Raw genomic sequence first — 22074 nt, 5'->3', positions numbered from 1 at the left:
GGGGGGTCAGGCGTAGCGGGGCGTCGCCGGCGCGGCGGCCGGCCCGAGGTAGCGGCTGGAGCCCAGCCAGAGGACGAACAGGAAGACGAACGACAGCAGCACGAGGCCGACCGTGAACCCGGCGCCGTGACCGAAGGACCGCGACAGGTCGTGGTAGACGACGACCAGGACGACGATGTTGACGAGGGGCACGAGCAGCAGCAGGAGGAACCACCACGGCCGGCCGACCACCTTGAGCAGGCAGTAGGTGTTGTAGACGGGCACGAAGGCGCCCCAGGCCGGGACGTCGGGGTGGGCGGCCTTCTTGAGGACGCCGTAGAGCGGGATCGTGGCCAGCAGGTAGCCGATCAGCCCGCCGATCAGCGAGCCGACGAGGGCTGCGGCGGCCGCCGCGGCGTCCGGTTGCGTGACGGTCTGCATCAACATGCTCCCGACACTGGCAGACGGGCCGTCGTCACGCTGCGTGTTTGCCGGAGTGTCGCCCGCTCGGGTGGACGCCGCGCACGAGGCGCCACCCGAACGGGGGACGCCCGGGACCGCCGCGGCCGGCGCGCTTGAGCGGCGCCCGGCCCGCGCCGATGACCCCTCGTGATCCCGAGACCGTGGAGGACGCCGCGCGGTGACCGGCGCGCCCGGTCACGCGCCTGGCGCTGGTACCTGCTGGGGAGCGGGCTCGTCGGCGCGCTCGCCGTCACCACGCAGGGCGCCGTCCACGACGCGCTCCTGTCCGCCGTCAGCTGCGGCAGCGCCGCCGCCATCGCCGCCGGCACCCGGCTGCACCGCCCGCAGCGCGCGTGGGCCTGGTGGCTGATGGCCGCCGGGATGGGCGCGTGGGGGATCGGGGACGTCGCCTACACGGTCGTCTACGACGTGCTGGGGTCCGACGCCTACCCCGCGGCCCCGGACGTCGCCTACCTGCTGGCCTACCCGCTGCTCGGCGCCTCCCTGCTCGGGCTCGCCCGGCAGGCCCGGCCCGGCCGCGACCTCGCCGGCCTGGTCGACGCCACGATCCTCGCCGTCGGCACCGGCCTGCTGTCCTGGACCTTCCTGGTCCGCCCGGCGCTTCGGACCCTGGACGAGGGGGTCCTCGGGGGTCTCGTGTCCGCGACCTACCCCGTGGCCGACGTGTTCGTGCTGGCCATGCTCGTCCGGCTGCTGTCCGCCGCGGGCAGCCGGTCCACGTCCTTCCGCCTCCTCGGCGCCGCCGCCGTGCTCATGCTCGTCGCCGACGTGGCCTACCAGCTCAGCTACGCGACGGTCGGCTACGACGGGTCGGCCATGGACCCGGTGTGGCTCGCGGCCTACGCGCTGTGGGGCGCCGCGGCCCTGCACCCGTCCATGCTCCGGCTGTCCGACCCCGACTACGACGCCCGCGAGGACATCAGCGCGCTGCGGCTGTCCCTGCTCGCGGGCGCCAGCCTGCTGGCGCCCGCGACCCTCGCGGTGCAGCTCGTCCTCGGCCTGCCCCTGGACGCGTGGGCGGTCACCGCCTGCTCCGCGGTCCTGTTCCTGCTCGTCGTCGGCCGCATGTCGCTGCTGCTGCGCCGCAACCGCAGCCAGGCCGCGGAGCTCGCGGCGCTCGCGCGCACCGACGTCCTCACGGGCCTGCCCAACCGCCGCAGCGGCGAGGAGGAGCTGCGCCGGCACGCGGCCGAGGCCGCGGCGTCGGGGGGCCCGCTGGTCGTCGCCCTGCTCGACCTCGACGAGTTCAAGCGGTTCAACGACACCTTCGGCCACCCCGCGGGCGACGCGCTGCTGCGCGGGGTCGCCCGGGTCTGGCGCGCGGGCCTGGCGGGCACGGGGGCGGTCCTCTCGCGCTGGGGCGGGGAGGAGTTCCTCGTCTCGGTGCCCGGCCGCGACGTCGACGAGGTCGAGGCGCGGCTGGAGCGGCTGCGGGCCGCGACGCCGCACGGCCAGAGCTTCTCCGCCGGGCTCGCGCGCCGGCGCGAGGGGGAGACGCTGCAGGAGCTGCTGGTGCGCTGCGACGCCGCGCTGTACGCCGCCAAGGCCGCCGGGCGCCGGCGCAGCGTCGTGGCCGGAGGACCGGCCGGCAGCGGCGGCGCGGGCGCGCTGGTCCCCGCGGGTGGTCCCCGGGCCTGAGGCCCCGGCGGTGTGTGAGACTCCGAGGCAGCTGTCAGTCGACGACGCCTGCAGGAGCACCGATGAGCACCCTCGCCCACTTCCTCCCCTCGCACGCCCGGACCCGGCCGGACCGGCCCGCCATCCGGCTCGACGACCACGTCCTCACGTGGGCCCAGCTGGACGACGCCTCGGCCCGCGCCGCCGCGCACCTGCGCGCCGAGGGCGTCCGGCCCGGCGACCGCGTCGCTGTCATGCTGCCCAACGTGCCGCACTTCGCCGTCCTCTACTACGGCGTCCTGCGCGCCGGCGGCGTCGTGGTCCCGATGAACCCGCTGCTGCACGCCCGCGAGGTCGCCCACTACTTCGCCGACTCCGGCGCCGTCCTGGCCTTCGTCTGGCACGGCGTCGCGGACACCGCGCAGGCCGGCGCCGTGGGCGTCGACACCCGCGTGGTCGTCGTCGAGCCCGCGGCCACCGCGGCCCTCCTGGCCGGGATCGACCCCGACCCGGACGTCCACGACGCGGCCGACGAGGACACCGCCGTCATCCTCTACACCTCCGGCACGACGGGTGCGCCCAAGGGCGCCCAGCTGACCCACCACAACCTGCGCAGCAACGCGGTCACGAGCCAGGAGACCCTCGCGAGCCTCGGGACCGACGAGGTCGTCCTGGGGGCGCTGCCGCTGTTCCACGCCTTCGGCCAGACGTGCGCGCTGAACACCGTCGTCGTGGCGGGCGCGCAGCTCACGCTGCTGCCGCGGTTCACGCCCGAGGCGGCGCTCGCGGTCATGCAGCGCGACCGGGTGGCGTACTTCGCGGGCGTCCCGACCATGTACTCGGCGATGCTGAACTGCCCGACGGCGGGCGACTACGACGTGAGTGCGCTGCGGCAGTGCGTGTCCGGGGGAGCGTCCCTGCCCGTGGAGGTGCTGCGCGCGTTCGAGGAGCGGTTCGGCTGCGCGATCCTCGAGGGGTACGGGCTCTCGGAGACCTCACCCGTCGCCTCGTTCAACCTGCCGGACCGCGAGCGTCGCGCCGGCACGATCGGCGTCCCCGTGCGCGGCTGCGAGATGGCGCTGCGCGCCGCCGACGGCACCGTCAGCGCGGAGGGCGAGATCGGGGAGATCGTCGTGCGCGGCGAGAACGTCATGACGGGGTACTGGAACGACCCGGGCGCCACGGCCCTGGCGATCGACGCCGACGGGTGGTTCGCCACGGGCGACCTCGCGACGCGCGACGCCGACGGCTACTACACGATCGTCGACCGCAAGAAGGACATGATCAACCGCGGCGGCTACAACGTGTACCCGCGCGAGGTCGAGGAGGTCCTCTACGAGCACCCGGCCGTCGCGGAGGCCGCCGTCGTGCCCGTGCCGGACGCCCTGCTCGGCGAGGAGGTCGGGGCCGCGGTCGTGCTGCGGCCCGGGGCCACCGCCACGGTCGAGGAGCTGCAGGCGCACGTGAAGGCGGCGCTCGCGGCCTACAAGTACCCGCGCCGCGTGTGGCTCGTCGACGAGCTGCCGAAGGGTGCGACCGGCAAGATCCTCAAGCGCAGGATCACGGCACCGGACGTCCCGGCGACGTCGAGTGTGGCGGGCGCCGCGGGGGCGGCCGGCCCGGTCTGAGGGGGACGCGCCCGAGCCCCCGCGCCGTGGAGCCGGGGGTGCGGCGCAGCGGCTGTCCCCCGTTCGCCGACTCAGGTCGCGCGACGGGTCGGTCGATCCACCAGTGTGCATCCTCGACCCGACCCGGACCTCGGGCAGCCTCCTGCGCTGCCGTCAGCCGACCGGCGCGTTCCCGGCCGCCTCTACGGTCGCGTCGTCACCGAGTCGACCGGGGCGCTGCAGCCCGCCTCCGACACGGTGCAGTACCGCGACGCCTTCACCCCGCGTCAGCGGCGCGGGGTCTTGTCGCTGGGGTGGCTGCACATCGCCACCTCCCTGGCGCTCGCGGGCTACCTCCTCCTGCCGAGCAACCTGCCCGGCTTCGACGGGGGCGCGCTCCTCGACGTCCTGACTGCGGCGGGCCTGCTCGTCATGGTGGCGCTCCAGCTCATCGCCGCGCTGCGGACCTGGACCATCACCTACCACGCCGGTCAGGCTCGGGACCCCGTTCCGATGCGAGCCCGGACGGGGCAGCGGGTGGCCCTGCTGACCACCATCGTGCCCGGCAAGGAACCCGTCGAGCTGGTCATGGCGACGTTGCGCGCGATGCAGCGGGTCCGCCACGACGGTCCGCTCGACGTGTGGTTGCTGGACGAGGGGAACGACCCCGAGGTCAGGCGGCGGTGCGAGCAGATGGGCGTCAAGCACTTCAGCCGCAGGGGCCGGCCGGAGTGGAACCAGGCTGCAGGCCCCTACCGGGCGAAGACCAAGCACGGCAACCACAACAGCTGGCGGGACGACCACGAGCTGGACTACGACGTGGTCGCTCAGATGGATCCCGACCACGTGCCCTTCCCGAACTTCCTGGAGCGCACGCTCGGCTACTTCAACGACGCCGACGTCGCCTTCGTCGTCGCCCCGCAGGTCTACGGCAACCTCAGCGAGTCCTTCGTGGCGCGTGGCTCGGCCGAGCTCGCGTACCTCTTCCACGGTGTCATCCAGCGCGGCGGCAACGGGCACGACGCTCCGCTGCTCATCGGGACCAACCACCTGTACCGGCCGGTCGCCTTCCGGCAGATCGGCGGCTACCAGGACTGCATCATCGAGGACCACCTGACGTCGATGGTGCTCTACACCGCGGTGAACGAGCGGACCGGCGGCAACTGGAAGGGCGTCTACACGCCCGACATCATCGCCGTCGGCGAGGGCCCGGCCACGTACTCGGACTTCTTCAGCCAGCAGAAGCGGTGGGCCTACGGCATCTGGCAGATCGCCCGCCGGCACTCCCCGACGGTGTTCCCGGCCATGCGGACGCGGGCGCAGCGGTGGTCCTTCTTCGCCCTGCAGACCCACTACCCGACGACGTCGCTCGCCTGGGTCGGGGGGATCCTCCTGTCATCGCTGTACCTCGTCGGGGGAGTCTCGGTGACCGACCTCCCCCTGCTGATGTGGGGCGCGCTGTTCGGTGTCAACCTCCTGCTCGGGCTGGTGTTCTGCTTCACGATGCGCCGGTTCAACCTCGTGGAGCACGAGCGGAGGTCGTGGGGCCTGTGCGGGATGGTGCTGGACCTGCTGACCGCACCCGTCTACGTCGCGGCGGCGGCAGCCCAGCTGGCCGGCCGACCGCTGTCCTACGTGGTGACGGCGAAGGGCAGCGCCGCGACCGGTGACACCTGGCGCACGTTCCGCCCGCACCTGCTCTGGCTGGCGGTGGCCGTCGTCGCGGTGGTGGACGGGCTCCTGCAGGACCACGACTACCCGACGCTGTACTTCTGGATGTCCCTGACCGCCCTCGTCTGTGCCGCACCGCTCCTGCAGGTGCTGGGCGGCAACGCGGCCGAGCGGGTGCCTGCGCTGGTCGAGAGGTTCCGGCCCGTCGTGCGCGCGCGTCGCATCGGTGCGGTCCTGGTGGCGCAGGGCGTCCTCACCCCGGCGCAGCTGGGCAGCCTGCTCGACCTCCAGGCGACGACGGACGCCGCCTGGATGCGCCTCGGCGACCTGGCCGTGGAGCAGGGCATGGTGACGCACGCGCAGCTCTCCGCCGGCCTGCTCGCCGCCACACCGTCGGGGGCGCAGCCGCTGCCCCTCGCGGCCGGCGGCGACGTCCAGGCGGCCTGAGCCCGGCGCCGGGGGCCGACCGCCACCCGGCAGGGCGGGGGGCCGGGGCGTGGAGAGCAGGGAGGGCGTCGCGCGGACCGCCCGACGCCCTCCCCGCTGCGCTCTCGCGCCTAGAAGGCGCCGACCTCGTGGAAGCGCCGGCCGGTCGCGCGCTCGCTCGCGCCCGTGCGGTCCAGGTAGGGCGTGATGCCACCCGTGAACAGCGGGTGCCCGGTGCCGAGGACGAGGCAGACGTCGACCTCCTGCGGCCGCGCCACCACGCCGTCGGCGAGCAGCCGGGAGATCTCGTCGGCGAGGGCGTCCTGCACGCGCACCAGGACCTGCTCCGCCGTCGACGGCGCGTCGCCCTGCTCGACGACGCCCTCCTCGGCGCCCGTGAGGGCGACCGGCCCCTTGCGGGTGACGAGGTCGGGACTGCCGGCCTCGACCCAGCGCACGAGGTTCTCCGAGACGCGGTAGCGGTCGGGGAACGCGCCCGCCAGGGTGCGGTGCACGTGGAGCATGACCGGCGGGCCGACGAGGCTCGCCAGGCGCAGCGGCGACATGGGCAGGCCCAGCGGGTCGACCGCGCGGTCGGCCTCGAGCAGCGGCGTGCCCTCGTCGATGGCCCGCATGACCTCGTCGAACATGCGCGTCAGCACCCGGTTCACGACGAAGGCGGGCGCGTCGCTGACGAGCACGCACGTCTTCTTCAGCGTGCGGCCCAGGGCGAACGCCGTCGCGAGGGTCGCGCCGTCGGTCTCCGGGGTCCGCACGACCTCGACGAGCGGCAGCACCGCGACGGGGTTGAAGAAGTGGAACCCCACGAACCGCTCGGGGTGCGCCAGCACGCCCGCCATGGCGGAGACCGACAGGGAGCTCGTGTTCGTGGCGATGACGGCGTCCTCGCGCAGCAGGGGCTCGAGCTCGGCCAGCATCTGCTGCTTCACCGCGAGGTCCTCGAACACGGCCTCGATGACGAAGTCCGCCTGCGCGAGAGCGGCCTTGTCCGTCGACCCCGACACGTTCGCCCGCAGGCGGTTCGCGGTGTCGGCGGTGATCCGGCCCTTGGCCAGCAGGTCGTCGACGCCGGAGCGGACGAACGCCACGCCCTTGTCGACGCGGGCGTCGTCGACGTCGGTCAGCACGACGGGGACCCGCAGGCGGTGCAGCAGCAGCAGCGCGAGCTGGCTCGCCATCAGGCCGGCGCCGACGACGCCCACGCTGGTGACCTTGCGGGCGAGGTCCGCGGACGGCGCGCCCTGGGGCTTCTTGCCCGCGCGCTGCACGAGGGTGAACGCGTACAGGCCCGCGTGCAGCTCGTCGGAGACCCCGAGGTCGGCGAGCGCCGCGTCCTCGGCGGCGAAGCCCTCCTCCCGCGTCGCGGTGCGCGCCCCGGCGAGGAGCTCGAGCGCGCGGTAGGGGGCGGGGGCCGCCCCGTGCACGCGCGCGTCGGCGACGGCACGACCGCGGGCGACGGCGGCCTCCCACGCCTCCGCGTCCGCGGTGTGGTCCGGACGGTCGACGACCACGTCGCCCCGCAGGACGGACGCCGTCCAGCGCAGCGACTCCACCAGGAAGTCGGCGGGCGGGAAGGCCGCGTCGGCGATCCCGAGGCGCAGCGCCGCCGGGCCGTCGATGCTGCGGTTGTTCGCGAGCGCGTTCTCGATCGCCACCGTGACGGCACCGGCGGGCCCGACGAGGCGCGGCAGCAGGTAGCAGCCGCCCCAGCCGGGGACGAGGCCGAGGTGGACCTCGGGCAGGCCGAGGCCGCGGGCCCCCGTGGAGACCGTCCGGTACGTGCAGTTCAGGGCCGTCTCGAGGCCGCCACCGAGGGCGAGCCCGTTGACGTAGGCGAACGTGGGGACGGCCGCGGTGCCGAGCCGGCCGAGCACGGCGTGCCCGCGGCGGCCGAGCTCCTCGCTCACCGAGCGCTCGGTCACGGTCGCGACGGCGCCGAGATCGGCTCCCGCGCAGAACACCCCGTCGACGCCCGTGACGCCGATCGCGACGACGCCCGCCGTCTCGACGAGGCCCTCGGCCACGGCGAGCGCCTCGTCGAGGGAGGTGAGCGCCTCGGCGCCGAGGGTGGCCGGGCGGCGCGGGTCGCCGGAGTCGAGGGTGAGCAGGGCCAGGGGGCCGGCCCCGCCGGGCAGGTCGACGAGGCGGAGGTGGGTGGGCATCAGCGGGCTCCTGCCGTGGCGGGGTCGGTCGCGGGGACGAAGTCGGCGTGGTGCGGGTTCTCCCACACGACGGTGCCGCCCTGCCCGAGACCGACGCACATGGCGGTCACGCCGTAGCGGACCTCGGGCTGCTCGGAGAACTGCCGCGCGAGCTGCGTCATGAGACGCACGCCCGACGCCGCGAGGGGGTGGCCGATGGCGATGGCCCCGCCGTAGGGGTTCACGCGCGGGTCGTCGTCGGCGATCCCGAAGTGGTCCAGGAAGGACAGGACCTGCACCGCGAACGCCTCGTTCAGCTCGAACAGGCCGATGTCGCCGATCCCGAGGCCCGCGTGCCGCAACGCCTTCTCCGTCGAGGGGATCGGGCCCAGGCCCATCACCTCGGGTTCCACGCCCGCGAAGCCGAACCCGACCATCCGCATGCGCGGGGCGAGGCCGAGCTCGGTCGCGACGTCCTCGGCCGCGAGCAGGCACGCGGTCGCGCCGTCGGTGAGGGGGGAGGCGTTGCCGGCCGTCACGCGCCCGTGCGGGCGGAACGGGGTCCGCAGGCTCGCGAGCCCCTCCACGGTGGTCTGCGGGCGGGCCAGCTCGTCGGCGCTCGCGAGGCCCCAGGCGCCCTGCGCGTCGCGGACCGCGACGGGCACGAGGTCGGCGGCGACCTGGCCGGCGGCGACGGCCGCGGCGAACTTCCGCTGGCTGGCGGCGGCGAAGGCGTCGGCGCGCTCCTTGGTCAGCGCGGGGAAGCGGTCGTGCAGGGACTCGGCCGTCTTGCCCATGTCCAGGGCGTCGGGGTCCACGATGCGCTCGGTGAGGAAGCGCGGGTTGGGGTCCATGCCGGCGCCCAGCGGGTGGTGGCCCATGTGCTCCACGCCGCCCGCGAGGGCGACGTCCAGCGCGCCCACCCCGATGCTCGCGGAGACGGTCGTGACGGCCGTCATGGCCCCCGCGCACCAGCGGTCGATCGCGTACCCGGGGGTCGTGACGGGCAGGCCGGCCAGCAGGGCGGCGCTGCGACCGAGCACGAGGCCCTGGTCACCCGTCTGGGTGGCGGCCGCGACGGCGACCTCCTCGACGCGCTCGGGCGGCAGGGACGGGTTGCGGCGCAGCAGCTCGCGCAGGCAGGCGACGACCAGGTCGTCGGCGCGCGTGCCGGCGAACAGCCCGTCCGGCCGGGCCTTGCCGAAGGGTGTGCGGACGCCGTCGGTGAACACGACGTTCCGGGTGGTGCGGGCCACGGGACCTCCTCGTCGGTGACGGACCGGGCTCCTCGAGCCGGTCCGCCGCCACCCTACGCGCGGGTCCCAGGTATCCGGTACCGGCGGTGACAGGTAACGCCCGGGAGGCGCAGCGGGCCTCCCGGGCCGCCGGCTCAGTCGCGACGGCCGTGCTTGCGCAGGCGCATCGCCCGGTCGAGCTCCTCCTCGCTCAGGGGGGCCCCCGGCAGGTCCGGGTGGCCACCGGGCGGGGGACGCAGGCCGTCGAGCAGCACCGCGAACAGCCGGCGCCAGTGCTCCGGGTGGGCCGTGCCGCCGATCTCCGCCGCCACCTGCACCGCCTCCAGCACCGTCACGACGTCGCTCGAGGCGACGTCGGCGCGCAGCTGGCCGCTGTCCCGCGCCCGCTGCAGCAGCCACTCCACGCGGGGGACGAGCTGGCCGCGGGCCAGCGCCACGCCCGCGCGCCCGTGCAGCGGGGACATCACCGCCTGGCGCAGGCCGCGGTCCTCGGCCATGAGCCGGCTGGCCGCCTCGAGGAAGCCGGCCAGGCCGGTCCAGGCGTCCTCGGCCTGCGCGGCGTGCTCCGCGAGCTCGACGAGCCCCGTGATGCGCTCCTCGAACAGGGCCTCGACGAGCGCGTCCTTGTCCGGGAAGCGGCGGTAGACCGTGCCGACGCCCAGGCCCGCGGCGTGGGCGACGTCGTCGAGGGTCGCGGCGAACCCGCGGTCGGCGAAGACCTCCCGGGCCGCGTCGAGCAGTCGCCGGCGGTTGCGCTCCGCGTCGCGGCGCAGGGGCCGGCAGGCCTCGGCCGGTCCCGGCGCGGCGGCCGGTGGCCCGGCGGGGCCCGCGTCCGCGCGGGGGAGTCGTTCGCTCACCCGGGTCAGCGTAGACCGCACAAGCGGAGGTGCTTGCTCAAGTTCGGCTGCTACTCTCGGCCGAAGCGGAGAAGAGGTCTCCGCGTCATCTGGAGGCCCTCCCATGCAGACTCCCGCGCCCGTGGCGGTCGCCCGCGACGACGCCGCCGACGCCGGCGGCGACCCCGGATCCTCGCGCGCGAAGTGGGTCGTGCTCGCGGTCCTCTGCCTCGCGCAGCTGATGGTCGTGCTCGACGCGACCATCGTGAACATCGCGCTGCCCACGGCCCAGCGGGACCTCGGGTTCTCCGACGAGGACCGCCAGTGGGTCGTCACGTCCTACGCGCTGGCCTTCGGCAGCCTCCTGCTGCTCGGCGGCCGGCTGTCGGACCTGCTGGGCCGCAAGCTGATGTTCCTCGTCGGCCTGGTCGGCTTCGCCGCCTCCTCCGCCCTGGGCGGCGCCGCCGAGGGGTTCGGGACGCTGATCGTGGCCCGCGCGCTGCAGGGCGCGTTCGGCGCGATGCTCGCGCCGGCGGCCCTGTCTCTGCTGACCACCACGTTCACGGACCCGCGGATGCGGACGAAGGCGTTCTCCGTCTTCGGGGCCGTGGCCGGCGCCGGCGGTGGGATCGGGCTGCTGCTCGGGGGCCTGCTCACCGAGCACCTGTCCTGGCGCTGGTGCCTCTACATCAACGTCGTGCTGGCCGTCTTCGCCGTCGCGGCCGGTGTCCTGCTGCTGACGAACGACCGCTCCAAGGAGCGCCCCGTCCTGGACTGGTGGGGCACCGTCACGGCGGTCCTCGGTCTCGTCGGCGTCGTCTACGGCCTCGCCAACGCCGAGTCCGACGGCTGGTCGAGCCCGACCACGTGGGGGTTCCTGGCCGCGGGCGTCGTGGTCCTGGTCGTCTTCGTCGTGCTGCAGCGCCGGGTGGCGCACCCGCTGCTGCCCCTGCGGATCGTCCTGGACCGCAACCGTGGCGGTTCGCTCCTCGCCCTGGCCGTCACGGGCGCCGGTATGTTCGGCGTCTTCCTGTTCCTGACCTACTACATGTCGAACAGCCTCGGCTACAGCCCCGTGCAGACCGGCCTGGCGTTCCTGCCGATGATCGCCGCGATCTCCGTCGCGGCCGCGCTGCTCGGCGGACCGCTGCTGGCCCGCTTCGGCCCGCGCCCCGTCATCAGCACGGGCGCGCTGCTCGCCGCGGTCGGCATGGTGCTGCTCACGCGCATCGAGCTGGACTCCCCCTACGCCTCGACGATCCTGCCCGGCCTGCTCGTGCAGGGCGTCGGGCTCGGGTTCGTGTTCTCCGCCGCGATGGCGACCGCCACGCTGGGCGTGCGCGCCGACGACGCCGGGGTCGCCTCGGCCATGGCGAACACGACCCAGCAGATCGGCGGCTCGATCGGCACGGCCCTGCTGAGCGCCTTCGCGGGGACGGCGGCCACGAACTGGATCGCCGACAACGTGAGCGGGCAGCCGACGCCCGGGCAGCTCGCGCAGGCCACCCTCGCGAGCTACCACACGGCGTTCTGGTGGTCGGCCGGCATCTTCGCCGCGGGCGCCGTGCTGTCCTTCCTGCTGCTGCGCCGCGGCGTGCCGCAGCCCGGGGTCGACGCGGCGGACGTCGCCGCCTCCACCGACGTCCCCGGGGCGGCGCACGCGCCCTCCGGCACCGCCGAGGCGGACGGGGCGGCCGCCGCGACCGTGCCCACCCAGGCCGCGCGCAGCGACGCCGGCCTCACGATCTCGGGGACCGTGCGGCAGTCCGGCGGCCGGCCCCTCGCGGGTGCGGTGGTCACCCTGACCGACCAGACCGGCCGGCAGGTGACGCGGACGGGCACCGGGGCGGACGGCTCCTACGTCCTCGCCCTCCCGACCGGCGGGACGTACCTGCTGATCGTCGCGGCCGCGCACGTCCAGCCGTCGGCGACGCTCGTCGCCGTGGCTTCGACCTCGGTGCACCACGACGTCCCGCTGTCCGGGCGGGCCTCGATCGCCGGCGTCGTCGGCAGCCGCGAGCCCGGGACCGGCACGGCGGCGCCCGTCGCCGGGGCGCTGGTGACCCTCACCGACGTCACCGGCGAGGTGGTCGGTTCCACGCGCAGCGACGCGAACGGCGGCTACGCCTTCGCCCAGCTGCTCGGCGGCCGCTTCGTCCTGACGGTGCAGAGCGACGCGCACCGACCGCTGGCCCGCAGCGTCGAGATCCCCGACAGCGGAGGCCTGACCTGCGACCTGCAGCTGACCGGCGGGGGCCGCCTGACGGGCACCGTCGTCGCCGCCAGCGACGGCCGCCGCGTCCGCGAGGCGTCGGTGACGCTCCTGGACGCGCACGGCGAGGTCGTCGCGGCCGCGGTGACCGACGACCAGGGCGCCTACGCCTTCTCCGACCTGCCCGGCGGGCAGTACACGCTCACCGCGTCCGGCTACGCCCCGGTCGCCACGAGCGTGGACGTCGAGGAGGACGCCACGGCGGCCACGCAGGTCGAGCTCGGTCGCTGACCGGCCCGACCCCGCCCGCAGGGCCCGCTCCCGTCCGGGGGCGGGCCCTGCGGTCGTCGAGGGGCGGCGCACGACGAGTCGTCCACCAGCAGCGCGGAGCGCGACGATCCAGCCGAGCCTCAGGTCGGCCGGGCGCGACGGAACCGCGTGCTGAGGTACCGGTCCACGGCTCGCCGTGAGCTGCGCCAGGTGCCGTCGGCGTCCTGGTGGGCTTCGAGACGGCCCCGGCGCGCTGCGTGACGCAGGGCGATGAGAGTCACCTCGGGGGTGACGAGCGCAGGCAGGGGCACCATGCGCGCCGGGCCGGCGACGCTCGGGATGATGAACCGGTGCAGGTTGTCGGTGATCGCGCGCGCGACGATCTCTCCGAGTGGGCCCGGGTCGCCTGCGTCCGCTTTCGCGAGTGCGCCCAGGTACGCCGGGCGTTGCTGCTTGAGCACGATGACGGGCGGCTGACCGAGTCGGACCAGGATGAGGTTGAGGGCGAGCCGTCCCGTGCGCCCGTTGCCGTCGAGGAAGGGGTGCACCCGCTCGAAGGCGGCGTGGACCTCCGCCACCCGCTCCGGCCAAGGCGCATCGTCGACCTGCGTCGCCAGGTTGCACGCCTCCGTGACCCACTGCTGCAGGTCGGCCTCGACCAGCGGCCAGCTCGGCGGCGTCATCCCGTTGGCGAAGGGGGCGATGTCGTGGCGTCGGAAGTTCCCCGGGCTCTCGTCGGCGGTGGCGTGCTCGTGGGGGGCCACCGCCCACACCGGCGACATCGCCAGGTGGTGGATGTGCCGCAGCTCGTCGAGGACGATGAGGTGCTCGTGGCGCTGCCGGTCGTGTCCCTGGGCGTACACCCACTGCGCCGCCGTGGCGTAGCCCTGAACCTCGAGGTACTCCTTCAAGGGCTTGCGGCCGACCGGCCGGCGTTGCTCGAGCAACTGCTCCACCTCACGCAGGACGAGCGTGTTCCCCTCGAGAGCGGTGGAGTGGTGGGCTTCGAGGTGCCAGATGTCCACCCAGACGGCGGAAGCCTCCTCGGGTGTGGGCAGTCCGCCCAGCCGGTCCCGCAGGTCGGTGATCGCGGTGTCGAGCCGCCGGTACACGGTGGCGCGCGTCGGTCGTCCGCGACTCACCCGTCCTCCGTCCTGGTACGTCTCACCTCGAGCTAAATGATCGTACCAACGGAGGGGGTCGAGGCACCGCCGACCTCGGACGCCGCGGGGAACCGGGAAGCCCCGGGTCCCCGCCGCGGTTAGACTCGTCCGCACAGGCGTCGACCCGGCCATCACCGGCGAGCCTCCGGAAGAACGGGCCGTCCGCGGCCTGAGTAGAACCGGACGGGTCCGGCCCGTGACAGCCGGGCGACGAGCGGTCGTCGTCGCCGTCACCCGCTGCGCCGGGGAGCGGGGACGACGGCAAGCGGGGTGGTACCGCGGCACCGCCGGACCCGGCGGGAGTCGTCCTCGCAGGTGGCTGATGCACTTGTGCGAGGAGTGGACGATGTCCGACGCGGTGTCCGACACGACGACCGGCGAGCAGACCGCGGCGACCCCCGGCCCCCGGTTCCCCGAGATCGAGCAGCGGGTCCTGGACTCCTGGGCGGCCGACGGCACCTTCCCGGCGAGCGTCGAGGCGCGTCGCGGCTCGGCCGCGGGGGAGTTCGTCTTCTACGACGGCCCGCCCTTCGCCAACGGGCTGCCCCACTACGGCCACCTCCTGACGGGCTACGTCAAGGACGTCGTGCCGCGGTTCCGCACCATGCGCGGCCAGCACGTGGACCGCCGCTTCGGCTGGGACTGCCACGGCCTGCCCGCCGAGGTCGAGGCCGAGCGGCAGCTGGGCATCACCCACAAGTCCGAGATCGAGGACCTGGGCGTCGCCCGGTTCAACGAGGTCTGCCGCACGTCGGTGCTGAAGTACACGCGCGAGTGGGAGTCCTACGTCACGCGGCAGGCGCGGTGGGTCGACTTCGAGGACGACTACAAGACCCTCGACACCGACTACATGGAGTCGGTCATGTGGGCCTTCAAGACGCTGTGGGACAAGGGGCTCGTCTACGAGGGCTTCCGCGTCCTCGCCTACTGCTGGCGCTGCGAGACCCCGCTGTCGAACTCCGAGACGCGCCTGGACGACGTCTACCGCAACCGGCAGGACCCGGCCGTCACGGTCGGCTTCGCGCTGCGCGGCGACGGTGGGCACGAGGACCTCGACGGCGTGCTCGCCCTCATCTGGACGACGACGCCGTGGACGCTGCCGAGCAACCTCGCCATGGCCGTGCACCCCGACCTCGACTACGTCGTTGTCGAGGGCGCGGGTGAGCACGCGGGCCGGCGCTTCCTCCTGGCCGAGGCGCGCCTGGCCCACCACGCCCGCGAGCTCGGCGAGGACGCGGGGGAGCGCGTCGTGGCCCGCTACCGCGGCGCCGACCTGCTGGGCGTTCGCTACACCCCGCCGTTCGACTACTTCGCGGGGCGCGAGAACGCCCACCAGGTCCTGGCCGCCGACTACGTCACGACCGACTCCGGCACCGGCGTGGTGCACATCGCGCCCGCGTTCGGCGAGGAGGACAAGCTCGTCACCGACGCCGCCGGCATCGTGCCGGTCGTGCCCGTCGCCTCGAACGGCACCTTCACCGACGAGGTGCCCGACTTCGCGGGGCTGCACGTCTTCGCCGCGAACAAGGAGATCTCCCGCACGCTGCGCGACGGCGTGCCCAGCGGCGCCCTGCTGCTGCGCCTGGAGACCTACGACCACCCCTACCCGCACTGCTGGCGCTGCGGCAACGCGCTGATCTACCGGGCGGTCTCTAGCTGGTTCGTGGCCGTGACGAAGATCCGCGACCGCATGGTCGAGCTGAACCAGCAGATCACCTGGGTCCCCGAGCACGTCAAGGACGGCTCCTTCGGCAAGTGGCTGGAGGGCGCGCGCGACTGGTCGATCAGCCGCAACCGCTACTGGGGCAGCCCGATCCCGGTGTGGACCTCCGACGACCCCGCCTACCCCCGCACCGACGTCTACGGGTCGCTGGACGACCTGGAGCGCGACTTCGGGGTGCGCCCGGCCGACCTGCACCGCCCGGACGTCGACGAGCTCACCCGGCCGAACCCCGACGACCCGACGGGGCGCTCGACCATGCGCCGCGTCCCCGAGGTGCTCGACTGCTGGTTCGACTCGGGCTCGATGCCGTTCGCCCAGGTGCACTACCCGTTCGAGAACCGCGACTGGTTCGAGAGCCACTACCCGGGCGACTTCATCGTCGAGTACATCGGGCAGACCCGCGGCTGGTTCTACAACATGCACGTCCTCGCGACGGGCCTGTTCGACCGGCCGGCGTTCCGCACGGCCGTCTCCCACGGGATCCTGCTGGGCGACGACGGCCGGAAGATGAGCAAGTCGCTGCGCAACTACCCCGACGTCAACGAGGTCCTCGACCGCGACGGCTCCGACGCCATGCGGTGGTTCCTCATGAGCTCCCCGGTGCTGCGCGGCGGGAACCTCGTGGTCACCGAGCAGGGCATCCGCGACTCGGTGCGCCAGGTGCTGCTGCCGCTGTGGAACACGTGGCAGTTCTTCCAGCTGTACTCCTCCACCTCCAGCCACACGGCGCGCTGGAGCACGGCCTCGGAGGAGGTTCTCGACCGCTACGTGCTGGCCAAGCTGCACGACACGGTCGCCGAGGTCACGGCGCAGCTGGAGGGCTACGACATCTCCGGCGCCTGCGTCGGCGTACGCGACTTCCTCGACGTGCTGACGAACTGGTACGTGCGCCGGTCGCGGTCGGCGTTCTGGGACGGGGAGTCGCCGCGGGCCCGGGCCGCGCTCGACACGCTGCACACGGTCCTGGAGACCACCACGCGGCTCGTCGCCCCGCTGCTGCCGCTGGTCTCCGAGGAGGTCTGGCGCGGGCTCACGGGCGGACGATCGGTGCACCTCACCGACTGGCCCGACCCGGTCGACCTGCCGGCCGACCCGGCGCTCGTCGCGGCGATGGACCAGGCGCGCGCGGTCTGCTCCGTGGCGCTGTCGCTGCGCAAGTCCGCGGGGCTGCGCGTGCGGCTGCCGCTCACGCGCCTGGAGGTCCTCGACGCGGACCCCGCTGCCCTGCAGGACTTCGCGCAGCTCGTCGCCGAGGAGGTCAACGTCCGCGAGGTGGCCCTGGGCACGCCCGACCGCATCGCGGAGTTCGGCGTCGTCGAGCGACTGACGGTCAACGCGCGCGCCGCGGGGCCCCGCCTCGGCAAGGCGGTGCAGACCGCGATCCGCGCCGCCAAGGCGGGGGACTGGCAGGAGCAGCCCGACGGCACGGTCGTCGCCGGTGGGGTCGCCCTGCAGCCCGGCGAGTTCGAGCGGGCCCTGGTGGTGGAGGGGGAGGACGCCGGGCGGGCCACGGCCCCGCTGCCCGGTGGCGGGTTCGTCGTGCTCGACACCGCGGTGACGCCCGAGCTGGCCGCCGAGGGGATCGCCCGCGACGTCGTCCGGCTCGTGCAGCAGGCGCGGCGCGACGCGGGTCTGCACGTGTCCGACCGCATCCGCCTGACGGTGGCCGCGGACGGGCCCGTCTGGGCGGCGGTCGTGGCGCACCAGAACCTGGTGATCGAGGAGACGCTGGCCCAGCAGTTCGGGTCCGCGGCCTCCGCCGACGTGCTGGCCCTGGACGCGGCCACGCTCGTCGGCACGGTTGAGGGCCACGAGGTCCGGATCTCGGTGGAGAAGGCGGAGCAGCGGTGAGCGGCAATGACGACGAGTACCCCGAGCGGTTCCTGGACGGGCCGATCGAGGGCGACGAGGACGACGACGGGCCGGAGGACGGCTCGGCCGACGGGAGGCCCCCGCGGCGCGACGGCAGCAGCGGCGCCGAGATGGACCGCGTGCGCGCGGCCCGGCTCCGCCCGCAGGAGGAGGACCCCCGGTTCGACGGGGTCGTGGCGGAGATCCTCTCGCGCAACCCGGAGCACCGCATCCACCCGAGCCTCGACCGGGTCCGCGAGGCCTGCGCGCTGCTGGGCGACCCCCAGCTGAGCTACCGGGTCGTGCACCTCGCGGGGACCAACGGCAAGACGTCGACCGCGCGCATGGTGGAGCGCCTCGTCCGCGAGCACGACCTGCGGACGGGGCGGTTCACCAGCCCGCACCTCGTCGACGTCACCGAGCGCATCGCCGTCGACGGCGAGCCGATCAGCCACGCGGCGTTCGTGCGCGCGTGGGACGACGTCGAGCCCGTCGTGCGGATCCTCGACGAGCGCGAGGCGGCCCGCGGCCACGCGCGGCTGAGCTTCTTCGAGGTGCTGACGGTGATGGCCTTCGCGGCGTTCGCCGACGCCCCGGTCGACGTCGCCGTCGTCGAGACGGGGCTGGGTGGCACGTGGGACACGACCAACGTCGTCGCGCCCGACGTCGTCGTCGTCACGCCCGTCTCGATGGACCACGAGGCGTGGCTCGGCTCCACGCTGGAGGAGATCGCCGGGCAGAAGGCGGGGATCATCAAGCACGGCGCCACGGTCGTCCTGGCCGCCCAGGCCGAGGAGGCCGAGGGCGTCCTGCTCGTGAAGGCCGCCACCGAGCGGGTGTCCGTGGTGCGCGAGGGCGTCGACTTCGGCGTCGTCTCCCGGGAGCTCGCCGTCGGGGGGCAGCTGCTGACGCTGCGCACCCGCGGTGGCACCTACGCGGACGTGCTGCTGCCGCTGCACGGCGCCCACCAGGCGCAGAACGCCGCCGTCGCGCTCAGCGCCGCGGAGGCCCTGCTCGCCCTGCCCGGCACCACGCTCGTCCCGGGCCTCGTCGAGGGGGCGCTGACCGACGTCACGTCGCCGGGGCGCCTCGAGGTGGTCCGGACCTCGCCGACGATCCTCGTCGATTCGGCCCACAACCCGGGCGGCGCCCGGGCGCTGGCCGAGGCGGTCGCCGAGGCGTTCACGCTGTCGCGGCTCGTCGGGGTCGTCGGGGTCGCGGGCGACAAGGACGTCGAGGGGGTCCTGCAGGCCCTCGAGCCCGTCCTCGCCGAGGTCGTCGTGACACGATCCTCCTCACCGCGCTCGATGGAGGTCGCGGAGCTGGCGGAGGTGGCCGAGGACGTGTTCGGGGAGGACCGGGTGCACCAGGCGGACAGGCTGGACGAGGCGCTGACGATGGCGGTCGACCTCGCCGAGGCCGACGGCGGCTCGGGCGGCGGTTACGGCGGCTCCGGGGCGGGCGTGCTCGTCGCGGGCTCCGTCGTCCTCGCGGGCGACGTGCGCCGGCTGCTCGGACGGACGTCGTGAGGTCGCCCAAGCGCACGCTCGCGGCGACGACCCTCGTGGCGGAGGCGCTCGTGGTGTTCTTCGCGACGCTGGTCGCGAGCCGCCTCTCCAGCGTCGGGCTGACGACGTCGCTCGTGGCCGGGGGAGTGCTCCTGCTGCTCTGCCTGCTGTGCGCCGGGATGCTGCGGCGGCCCGCGGGCTACGCGCTCGGCTGGGTCCTGCAGGCCGTGATCGTGGCGTGCGGCTTCTGGGTCCCGATGATGTTCGGCATCGGTCTCGTCTTCGCCGTCATCTGGTGGGCGGCGATCCACTTCGGCGGGAAGATCGAGCGCGAGCAGGCGGAGGTCGCCCGCCGGCTGGACGGCTGACCCGTCCGGGTCAGCCGTCCCCGCGCGGCCCCGGCCGCCGCCGGCGCCGTCAGCGGCGGCGGTCGACCTTCGCGTCGCGGACGTCGGTGTCGGCGCCCATGTCCTCCAGCTCCCGGCCCTTCGTCTCACGCACCGCCCGCCACACGAAGACGAACGACAGCGCGGCGAACGTGGCGTAGAGGCCGTAGGCGAACTGCAGGCCCGCCGAGGCGAGCGACGGGAACGACGTCGAGATGGCGAAGTTGGCGAGCCACTGCGCGCTCGCCGCCACCGCGAGGGCGGCCGCCCTGATCTTGTTGGGGAACATCTCCCCGAGCAGGACCCACACGACGGGGCCCCAGGTCGCCCCGAACGCGACGACGTAGGCGTTGGCGGCGACGACCGCGATGACGCCCCAGGGGGCGGGCAGCGACGGGTTCTCCACCCCACCCGTCGCCTGCGCGAAGGACACGGCCATCACGGCCAGGGACACGGCCATGGCGGCGGAACCGACGAGCAGCAGCGGCTTGCGGCCGATCCGGTCCACGGTCGCGATGGCGATGAAGGTGACCACCACGTTGGTGACCGAGGTGATGACCGACGTGGTGAAGGCCTGCGACTCCTCGAACCCGACGGCCTGCCACAGGACGGTGGAGTAGTAGAAGATCACGTTGATGCCGACGGCCTGCTGGAAGACCGACAGCAGGATGCCCACCCACACGATGGGCAGCAGGCCGAAGCGGTGGCCCAGCAGGTCGCGCAGGCTGGGGTCGTGCTCCCGGCGCATGCTCTGCTTGATGTCGGCCACCTTGCGCTGCAGCGCGTCCAGGCTCTTGGTGCCGAGCACCTCGCGCAGGACGTCGGTGGCCTTCTGGGTCTGGCCCTGGGCGATGAGGTAGCGCGGCGACTCCGGCACCTGCAGCGCCAGGAACGCCCACACCACCGAGGGGACGACCCCGGCCAGGAACATCCAGCGCCAGGCGTCCCAGCCCAGCCACGCCTCCTCCGACGCGCCCCCGGCGGTGTTGGCGATGAAGGCGTCGGACAGCAGGGCGACGAAGATGCCGACGGTGATCGCCAGCTGCTGCAGGGAGGCGAGCCGGCCCCGGATGTGCGCGGGAGCGACCTCGGCGATGTAGGTCGGGGCGATGACCGACGCGACGCCGACCCCGACGCCGCCGACGACGCGCCACAGGATGAGGTCGACGACGCCGAAGGCGAACGCGGAACCCACGGCGCTGATCGCGAACAGGCCACCGCCCACGATCATCACGGCCTTCCGGCCGTAGCGGTCGGCCAGCCGCCCGGCGAACCAGGCGCCCACGGCGGCGCCGAGCAGGGCGCACGATACGGCGAAGCCGGACAGGAAGTCCCCGAGCCGGAACTCCTCGGTGACGGCCTTGACGGCGCCGTTGATGACGGCGGTGTCGAAGCCGAAGAGGAATCCGCCGATGGCGGCGACGATCGAGATCAGCACCACCTTCGTCGTGGTGCGCTGCTGCTCGTCCGCCTCGCCGGCCGGACCTCCTGCGTGCGACATGGCGGGCTCCCGGGTCGTGCCACGGGCTCCGGGTCCGGAGTCCGATCCACGATGCTCCGCCCGGAGATCGCGGACCGCACCTCGAAAGGCGCCGCAGCGCTCAGGCGTCCTCGCCGCGGGCGGTAGCGAGGTCGTGGGCGGCGATGTCGACGGCCTCCTCGGCGCGGCGCGCGGCGTCGACGAGCCCCGCGAGCGCGGAGGCCTCGGGGATCCGCACGGACCTCGCCGCGTAGGCCCGGCTCAGCGACTTCGCCTCCGCCGCGAGCTCGGCCAGCACGTCGGCGGCCTCGTCGCGGGCCGCGCGGAGCGCCTCCTCCTGGGCCCGGGTGTCCTCCCGGTCGCTGCGTGGCGCCACGCCGTCCTCCTGCCGTCTCGTGCTCGGGAGAGGCATCCTGCCAGGGCTTCGGCGGCGGCTCAGCGGGGCGCGGGTGGGCGGCAGGGCGACAGCGGGGTGCCGCGGGGATCGAGCAGCGCGGCCCCGAGGGCGACGGCCGCTGCCCCCGAGGACGTCGGGGTGCGCGCGTCCGCCCGGGCGGCGGCGGCCAGCAGGCGGGTGCGGGCCGCGTCGTCCCCGGCCGCCGCGGCGGCGGCCGCGGCGGCCACGAAGGAGGCGGGCTGGGCGTAGTCGACGGTCGGGGTGCCCCCGAGGTCGTAGCGGGCGCGGACCTGGCTGTCGGTGCGCACCAGGGCGGGGGCGAGCGCGGCCGCCAGGGCCGTGTCGGCGGGGTCGCACGAGGCGGCGAACTGGACGGGGACGCGCGCGGCCACCGACCCGAACTGCACGTCCGCGGCCCCCGGGGAGGCCAGCGCCTCCACGCGCCCGTCGGCCAGCACGCGCGCGGCGTCGGGCGGCAGGGTGGCCGCGGCGAGCAGGGCGGCCAGGACCGCGCGGCTGCCCGTGCGCAGCTCCGCCCAGCGCGGGTCCGGCACGGCCGCGGCCAGCTCCTCCACGGCGAGGGGCGAGGCGGCGCCGGGCGCCACCTGCCCGGACGGGCGGCCCACCAGCACCCGGCCGAGCGGGGTGCTCGTCGTCCCGGCGTCCAGCACCGCGCGCGCCAGGCGCGTCCCCGCCGCGGTGAGGGCGGGGTCGGCGAAGCGACGCCCGGCGGCGACGAGGGCGTGGGCCCCGGCCAGGTCGGCGGCCGCGTCCGGGGTGGCGTCCACCACGGCCCCGTCGGCCCACCGCGAGGCCAGCAACCCGTCGGGTCGCTGCAGGTGCGCCGCCGTCCACTCCCACACCAGGGCGGCGAGCTGCGGGTCGTCGCTCTGGACGGCGAGCAGCAGCGCGCTCACCTGGCCCTCGCTGACGGTGTCACCGCCGGTGTCGCGACGGACCGCCCGGCCGTCGGGGTCGACCCACGCGTCGAGGTGGCGGCGGGCCAGCGCCACGGCGTCGGGCGCGGCCTCGGGGACGGGCGGGGGC

The 22074-nt window shown here is 74.6% G+C and carries 15 protein-coding genes; 7 read left to right on the top strand and 8 right to left on the bottom strand.

Translation table 11 applies throughout. The features are described from left to right. Positions 1-6: 6 nt before the first annotated feature. Complete coding sequence (locus GTR02_RS03235; protein WP_205708550.1) at positions 7-426, bottom strand: DUF5684 domain-containing protein; 420 nt, start codon at positions 424-426, stop codon at positions 7-9. Between the two features lie 162 nt (positions 427-588). On the opposite strand from GTR02_RS03235, the gene GTR02_RS24140 reads away from it, so the two are divergent. The 3 genes from GTR02_RS24140 to GTR02_RS03220 all read left to right on the top strand — a co-directional run bounded on the left by GTR02_RS24140 (position 589) and on the right by GTR02_RS03220 (position 5804). Beyond that, the gene (locus GTR02_RS24140) at positions 589-2100 is read left to right on the top strand and encodes a diguanylate cyclase domain-containing protein (protein WP_166606041.1); all 1512 of its coding nucleotides are present in this window, start codon (positions 589-591) and stop codon (positions 2098-2100) included. A 62-nt stretch (positions 2101-2162) separates the two neighbouring features. Continuing rightward, positions 2163-3707: a long-chain-fatty-acid--CoA ligase gene (locus tag GTR02_RS03225; protein WP_166606040.1), complete on the top strand. Its 1545-nt coding sequence runs from the start codon at positions 2163-2165 to the stop codon at positions 3705-3707. 105 nt (positions 3708-3812) lie between these two features. Then, on the top strand, positions 3813-5804 hold the full coding sequence (locus tag GTR02_RS03220; RefSeq protein ID WP_205708549.1) for a glycosyltransferase family 2 protein: 1992 nt from the start codon (positions 3813-3815) through the stop codon (positions 5802-5804). A 110-nt stretch (positions 5805-5914) separates the two neighbouring features. On the opposite strand, the gene GTR02_RS03215 is transcribed toward GTR02_RS03220, so the two are convergent. The 3 genes from GTR02_RS03215 to GTR02_RS03205 form a co-directional block, all read right to left on the bottom strand. Next, on the bottom strand, positions 5915-7966 hold the full coding sequence (locus tag GTR02_RS03215) for a 3-hydroxyacyl-CoA dehydrogenase NAD-binding domain-containing protein (protein ID WP_166606039.1): 2052 nt from the start codon (positions 7964-7966) through the stop codon (positions 5915-5917). Beyond that, on the bottom strand, positions 7966-9201 hold the full coding sequence (locus GTR02_RS03210) for an acetyl-CoA C-acyltransferase (protein WP_166606038.1): 1236 nt from the start codon (positions 9199-9201) through the stop codon (positions 7966-7968). Before GTR02_RS03210 ends, GTR02_RS03215 begins: the two co-directional genes overlap by 1 nt. Positions 9202-9335: 134 nt before the next feature. After that, positions 9336-10058 carry a TetR family transcriptional regulator gene (locus tag GTR02_RS03205; RefSeq protein ID WP_205708548.1) on the bottom strand — a complete coding sequence of 241 codons (723 nt, stop codon included), beginning with the start codon at positions 10056-10058 and terminating at the stop codon, positions 9336-9338. 103 nt (positions 10059-10161) lie between these two features. Between GTR02_RS03205 and GTR02_RS03200 the strand changes: the two genes are divergently transcribed. Beyond that, positions 10162-12540, top strand: coding sequence for an MFS transporter (locus GTR02_RS03200; protein ID WP_166606036.1), 2379 nt, complete (start codon positions 10162-10164; stop codon positions 12538-12540). 119 nt (positions 12541-12659) lie between these two features. Here GTR02_RS03200 and GTR02_RS23630 read toward each other — a convergent pair whose 3' ends face one another. Beyond that, a complete protein-coding gene (locus GTR02_RS23630) occupies positions 12660-13661 on the bottom strand; it encodes a Fic family protein (protein ID WP_205708547.1) in 1002 nt (333 codons plus the stop codon). Positions 13662-14028: 367 nt separating this feature from the next. Here GTR02_RS23630 and ileS point away from each other — a divergent pair, with 367 nt between their 5' ends. From ileS to GTR02_RS03180, 3 genes are all read left to right on the top strand, one after another. Then, positions 14029-17256, top strand: coding sequence for an isoleucine--tRNA ligase (gene ileS, locus GTR02_RS03190; protein WP_166606035.1), 3228 nt, complete (start codon positions 14029-14031; stop codon positions 17254-17256). A gap of 131 nt (positions 17257-17387) precedes the next feature. Continuing rightward, entirely contained in the window at positions 17388-18785 is a 1398-nt protein-coding gene (locus tag GTR02_RS03185; RefSeq protein WP_166606055.1) for a bifunctional folylpolyglutamate synthase/dihydrofolate synthase, read from the top strand. Continuing rightward, complete coding sequence (locus GTR02_RS03180; protein ID WP_166606034.1) at positions 18782-19132, top strand: DUF4233 domain-containing protein; 351 nt, start codon at positions 18782-18784, stop codon at positions 19130-19132. The genes GTR02_RS03185 and GTR02_RS03180 overlap by 4 nt, the downstream gene beginning before the upstream one ends. Before the next feature lie 49 nt (positions 19133-19181). Here the strand turns inward: GTR02_RS03180 and GTR02_RS03175 are convergent, their stop codons facing one another. From GTR02_RS03175 to GTR02_RS03165, 3 genes are all read right to left on the bottom strand, one after another. Next, positions 19182-20651, bottom strand: a complete 1470-nt coding sequence (locus GTR02_RS03175) for a sugar porter family MFS transporter (protein WP_166606033.1) — start codon at positions 20649-20651, stop codon at positions 19182-19184. Between the two features lie 100 nt (positions 20652-20751). Further along, positions 20752-21006: a hypothetical protein gene (locus tag GTR02_RS03170; protein WP_166606032.1), complete on the bottom strand. Its 255-nt coding sequence runs from the start codon at positions 21004-21006 to the stop codon at positions 20752-20754. Between the two features lie 59 nt (positions 21007-21065). Continuing rightward, a partial coding sequence (locus tag GTR02_RS03165; RefSeq protein ID WP_166606031.1) for a glycosyl hydrolase family 8 occupies positions 21066-22074 on the bottom strand: 1009 nt, incomplete at its 5' end.

The sequence above is a fragment of the Kineococcus siccus genome (genome assembly GCF_009906795.1).
GTDB lineage: Bacteria > Actinomycetota > Actinomycetes > Actinomycetales > Kineococcaceae > Kineococcus > Kineococcus siccus.
This window is presented reverse-complemented; position numbering and strand designations above follow the sequence as displayed.